The sequence below is a fragment of the Mesorhizobium sp. M1A.F.Ca.IN.020.06.1.1 genome, assembly GCF_004023265.1.
Taxonomy (GTDB): Bacteria; Pseudomonadota; Alphaproteobacteria; order Rhizobiales; family Rhizobiaceae; genus Mesorhizobium.
The window spans coordinates 1-5134 of sequence record NZ_RZSR01000391.1 but is presented as its reverse complement, the minus strand read 5'-3'; the positions used below and the strand labels follow the sequence as shown (position 1 = coordinate 5134).

General features: G+C 65.3%; 5 protein-coding genes. 3 read left to right on the top strand and 2 right to left on the bottom strand.

Annotated features, from left to right (window positions below; translation table 11 throughout):
- Window positions 1-427: pyridoxal-phosphate dependent enzyme (locus tag EOA60_RS17815; RefSeq protein WP_128311675.1), on the top strand; the 427-nt coding region annotated here is incomplete at its 5' end.
- 78 nt (window positions 428-505) lie between these two features.
- Window positions 506-1987 (top strand): aspartate aminotransferase family protein, encoded by a 1482-nt coding sequence (locus EOA60_RS17810; protein ID WP_095823567.1) that lies wholly within the window; start codon window positions 506-508, stop codon window positions 1985-1987.
- Between the two features lie 19 nt (window positions 1988-2006).
- Here EOA60_RS17810 and EOA60_RS17805 read toward each other — a convergent pair whose 3' ends face one another.
- The gene (locus EOA60_RS17805; protein WP_128311673.1) at window positions 2007-4019 is read right to left on the bottom strand and encodes a BTAD domain-containing putative transcriptional regulator; all 2013 of its coding nucleotides are present in this window, start codon (window positions 4017-4019) and stop codon (window positions 2007-2009) included.
- Window positions 4020-4179: 160 nt separating this feature from the next.
- On the opposite strand from EOA60_RS17805, the gene EOA60_RS17800 reads away from it, so the two are divergent.
- The gene (locus tag EOA60_RS17800; RefSeq protein WP_040996927.1) at window positions 4180-4416 is read left to right on the top strand and encodes a hypothetical protein; all 237 of its coding nucleotides are present in this window, start codon (window positions 4180-4182) and stop codon (window positions 4414-4416) included.
- A gap of 21 nt (window positions 4417-4437) precedes the next feature.
- Here the strand turns inward: EOA60_RS17800 and EOA60_RS17795 are convergent, their stop codons facing one another.
- Window positions 4438-4806 (bottom strand): YciI family protein, encoded by a 369-nt coding sequence (locus tag EOA60_RS17795; protein WP_066994274.1) that lies wholly within the window; start codon window positions 4804-4806, stop codon window positions 4438-4440.
- Window positions 4807-5134: the final 328 nt, after the last annotated feature.

Below are 5134 nucleotides of genomic sequence, written 5' to 3'. Positions count from 1 at the left end.
GCTTATCGGCAGCGGCAAGGCGCAGGAGCGTGGCCAGGGCGGTGCGCCGTCCGCCAGCCATCCGGCCTTCGAGCCGCATCCAATCCAGGGCTGGACGCCGGACTTCATCCCCAACGTGCTGCAGGAGGCGATCGACAAGCGCTACTATGACGATGTGGTGCCGATCGCCGGTCCGGAAGGCATTAAATGGGCCAAGGCCCTGGCGCAGCAGGAAGGCATCTTCACCGGCATTTCAGGCGGCGCCACCTTCGCCGTCGCGCGCCAGATCGCGGGCACCGCTCCGGCGGGCTCGGTGATCTTGTGCATGCTGCCCGACACCGGCGAGCGCTACATGTCGACCCCGCTCTTCGACGGCATCGAGGCTGAGATGGATGCGGAGGAGACGGCACTGTCGCGCTCGACACCAGGCTGCCAGTTCGACGCCTGAAGACAAATCGCGGCGCTGCCGTCCACTCGGATGGCGGCGCCGCGCGACGATCCAGGAATGATGGCGGGGGAGCAGCGAATGGACACTATGCAGGAAACAGCGGTGATGGATGAGACGCTCGACCCGCCAGACTGGGCCGAGATGCAGGCCCTGTCGCATCGGATCGTCGAGGAAGCCGTCGCTTATCTCAAGGATGTCCGGGACCGTCCGGTGTGGCGCCAAATGCCGGTCGAGGTTCGCGCCTTCTTCTCGGCGCCGCTGCCGCGCTCGCCGGCACCGATAGCCGAGGTCTATGGCGATGTCGCCCGCAACGTCATGGCCTATCCGATGGGCAACATCCATCCGCGCTTCTGGTCCTGGTATATGGGGTCAAGCAATTTCACGGGCGCGCTGGGCGATTTCCTGGCGGCGATCCAGGGCTCGAACCTCGGCGGCGGCAATCACGCCGCCGGGCTGATGGACAGCCAGGTGGTCGACTGGTGCAAGGAGATGGTGGGCTTCCCGGCTTCGGCCAGCGGCACGCTTGTCAGCGGCGGCTCGATGGCCAACCTCATCGGTTTGACCGTGGCGCGCAATGCCAAAGCAGGCGTCGACGTGCGCGAAAGGGGTGTCGGGGCGATCCCAAAACCGTTGCGCTTCTACGCCTCGGACCAGGTCCATTCCTGCCACCGCAAGGCCATGGAAGCGCTCGGCCTCGGCAACCGGGCGCTGCGGCGGGTCGCGACCGACGCCGATCTGCGCATCGATGTCGATGCGCTCAAGACCGCCATCGCGGAAGACCGCGCGGCAGGTTTCAAGCCGGCTTGCATCATCGGCACCGCAGGAACCGTCAACACGGGCGCGATCGACGACTTGCGGGCGCTGGCCGTGTTGGCGGCAGAGGAAGACCTCTGGTTTCATGTCGATGGCTGCATCGGCGCCCTGATCGCCATCGCGCCTGAAAACAGATCGCTCGTCGCCGGCATCGAACGCGCCCATTCCGTCGCGCTCGACCCGCACAAATGGCTGCACGCGCCCTTCGAAGCGGGCTGTTCGCTGGTTCGCGACGCCGTCGCCCACCGCAACGCCTTCGCCGTCACGCCGGAATATCTGGAATCGACGCCGCGTGGCCTCGCCTCAGGGCAATGGCTGCACGACTATGGCCTGCAGACATCGCGCGGTTTTCGCGCGCTCAAGATCTGGATGTCGCTCAAGGAGCATGGCATCGAGAAATTCGGGCGGCTGATCGACCAGAACATCGCCCAGGCCGGCTATCTGACCGAGCTGATCCGGGTCGAGCCGGCGCTCGAGCTGACGGCGCCGACCACCATCAACATCGTCTGCTTCCGCCATCGCCTGGACGGCGCCTCCGAGGAACGGCTCAAGGCGTTCAACACCGAAATCATGCTCAGGCTGCAGGAAGAAGGCATTGCAGCCGTGTCCGACACCACGGTGCACGGGCAGCACTGCCTGCGGGTCGCGATCACCAACCACCGCACCCGCCGCGACGACCTCGATCTCCTGCTGCGTGAGACGCTTCGCATCGGATTGGAAATCAAGGCCGCGGCGCTACCAGACTGACGAGATTGCGCAAGATATGTCATTCCGGCAGGCCGGCCAGCCGTAGCGCCTCGACATATTTGGCGAAATATTCTGGCCTGATCTGCCCCACCCGATGCTTGAGGTTGGAAAGCTTCAGTTGCGGGTCGAGCTCCAGCGAGCGCGCGATGTGCCTGCTCGCGGCATCCAGCCTGCCGGCCATGGCGTTGCTGGCGGCCGCCACACGCAGGCCGGTGAGATAATAGGGCTGCGCGCGCGACGCCGCCTCGGCGAGCGGCCAGGCGGCGTCGTAGCGGCCGGCCACGAAGTGAGCGAAGGCAGTGAAGGTCTGCATAAAGAAGGTCAGCGGATCGAGCGGGCTCAGCCGCCTTGCCCGCGACATGTGCTCGATTGCGATGTCCGGGTCGTCATGGCAGGCCTTGAGGCAGCCGCTGGCGCTCCAGGCGGCTGCGCAGTTCGGGTTGAGCACGAGCGCGCGGTCGGCCAGTGCCGATCCGGCCTCGTAATCGCCGGTGACATAACCCAGCGCCAGGCCGCTGAAAGCCAGCGCCACCGCATCGTCCTTGCCGGCGATAGCCACGTCGCCGACCAGCCTGGATACCTCGGCTGTTTCCTTCTGCCGGTCGATCATCCAGCCATTCGCCATGCGCCAGAAATAGCACCAGGCGGCAGCGCCTTCCGCGGCGGCAAAATCGGGGTCGAGCTGGATGGCCCTGTAGAACTGTGGCAACGCCTCCTCCAGCCCTTCTCTCGTCCAGCGGTAAAGGCTCGCCATGCCGCGCAGATAGTGGTCATAGGCGTCGAGGCTCTCGGTGGGCTTGCGCTTGGCGCGCGCCATCTCGGCCTGTTCGAGTCTGGGTGAAATTGCGCCGATGACACTGGAGGCAACGAGGTCCTGCAGTTCGAACACTTCCGAGACATCGCCTTCGAAGCGGTCGGCCCAGAGATTTACTCCCGCCGACGCCTCGATAAGCTGACCTGCCACCCGAAGCCGGCTGCCGGCCTTGCGGACACTGCCCTCCAGCACATAGCGCACCCCGAGCTCGCGTGCCACGCGGGTGACGTCAACCGCCTGGCCCTTGTAGGCGAAGGCGGAATTCCGCGCGATCACAAACAGCCAGCTGACATGCGACAGCGCCGTCGTGATCTCCTCGACAACGCCGTCAGTGAAATATTCCTGCTCGGCGTCGCCGCTCATGTTCTGGAACGGCAGGACCGCGATCGACGGCTTTTCCGGCACCGAAACGACAGGGCGAGGCGCCTTCGCTTCCAGGCGGGAAAGTTCGGCCTCGGGCTGGCCATAGTCGGCTATCGAACCCTTCAGCTCCATTGGCGCCTCGATGCGTTCGATCAGCGCCCGCGTCGCTTCCTCAGGCTCGACACCGAGCTCGCGCTTGAGCGCTTCCTTACAGGCCAGGAACTGACGAAAGGCGTCGTTGGTCCGGCCGTGGCGGCGGACGACGCGGATCAGGGCGCGGTGGGCCTGCTCGGCGCATGGGTCGGACGTCACTAGCCGCTCAGCCAGTCTTTCGCAGGCCTGCTCCTCGCGTTCACCGAGTTCCGGCAGGAGGCTCAGCCGTTCGGCCAGGTCCAACGCCTTGCGGGTGTAGTTCGCCCGAAGCGGCGCAAGCCATTCGTCGATTTCGCCGGGGGATGGCAGTCCGTCGAGCAGGTCACCCCGGTACAGGTCGGCAGCTGCCGCGAGGCTCGCGCCGTCATCGGCCTGGCAGTTCCGGTCGAAAATCCAGATGTCGGCCTCGTTGTCATTCGCCACCACCCAGATGGTGTCGGCATTGCCTTCGATGCGAATGGCCTCGTTGCCGGTGGACGGAAACAGCCGCCTGATGTCGACCAGGGCCTGGCGCAGGCTGTTTCGCGCCTGCTGCTCGCCGCTGCCGGTCCACAGCATCGCCGCCACCTTCTCGCGGCGAAGCCCTTTCGGGCCGGCCAGAACCAGCGCGGCAAAGAGCAGCGACGTCTTGCGCGTCGCGAAGTGCAGAGGTTGCCCGCCTGCGGAGACAACCTCGATGCCGCCAAGCAATCGAATGTACATCCGGGGCCCCGTGAAACAGCGTTAAGCAGAATACCATGTCCCGCCGCCGACTTAACGACGATTTTGCGGGCTTTTTCCTGCGGTTTCACGCCTGGACGAACGTTGCCAAAGCGCGCCGATGAGACACTGCCCTCGTGAGTTCGAACGAGGGAGAATGACAATGACCTACATCAATATCAGAACCTGCCAGCCGAGCACCCGAGTTGCCGGCACGCTCGCCGCCAAGATCGCGTTAATCTTCGCCGGGTTCCAGCGCCGGTATCAGGACGCCATGCAGCGCAGGGCTTTGGCCGGTCTGTCCATTTCGGAGCTGAAGGATTTCGGCTATCCGGCCGATGAAGCCCCCGCGGATGCTGCGGCGCGCAGCCGCACCGCCGGGCGCCGCCCGCTGCGGTGAATACGTCGCTACTCCCGGAATTCAGGCCAGCGGCGCGCCCGGCAGATAAAGCGCAATCGGCCGGATCTCGTAGACGGCGGTGGGATTGACGCGCCTGAGATCGCGCGCCACCGCTATCGCCTCGTCCTGGTTGGCGCAATCCAGCACATAGAGGCCCAGCAACTGCTCCTTGGTCTCGGCAAAGGGGCCGTCGATCACCATGCCGTCGCCCGGACCGCGCAGCGTGACGGCTTTCGCCGTCTCCCCCAGCCTTGCCGCCGGGCCCAGCTTGCCGGCGCGGGTCAGCCTGTCGTTGATCTCGAGCAGGTCTTTCATGACGGCTGCATCCTCGTCGGGCGTCCAGGACTGGACGGTCTCTTCGACGTGATAGGCAAGGATTGCGTAGAACATGGTTCGGTTCCTCGTGCGGGGATCCGAAAATCAGAATCGATTTTTGCGTCGCTGACCTTCGGTTCGGTAAGGGTCATGCACCAAATTGAAGTGCTACAGCATCCCGCGTCCTGGAGGACGCACGGCGCTTTAGGGCGGGCTGCACTATCACAAGGATGGCGCGGCTGATCCAGTCCTCTGGAGCAGCCGGGAAAGCGCTTGCTGACTCAAGCTGCCAGCGGCAGGCGCAGCTCCGTCAGCAGGCCGCCGCCGGGATGGTTGGAAAGGCTGATCTCGGCGCCGGCGCCGCGGGCGATGTTGCGGGCGATGGTCAGGCCGAGGCCGAGCC

Coding starts and splice junctions, on each gene's coding strand:
- EOA60_RS17810 (WP_095823567.1), top strand. CDS start 506: ATGGACACTATGCAGGAAACAGCGGTGATGGATGAGACGCTCGACCCG.
- EOA60_RS17805 (WP_128311673.1), bottom strand. CDS start 4,019: ATGTACATTCGATTGCTTGGCGGCATCGAGGTTGTCTCCGCAGGCGGG.
- EOA60_RS17800 (WP_040996927.1), top strand. CDS start 4,180: ATGACCTACATCAATATCAGAACCTGCCAGCCGAGCACCCGAGTTGCC.
- EOA60_RS17795 (WP_066994274.1), bottom strand. CDS start 4,806: ATGTTCTACGCAATCCTTGCCTATCACGTCGAAGAGACCGTCCAGTCC.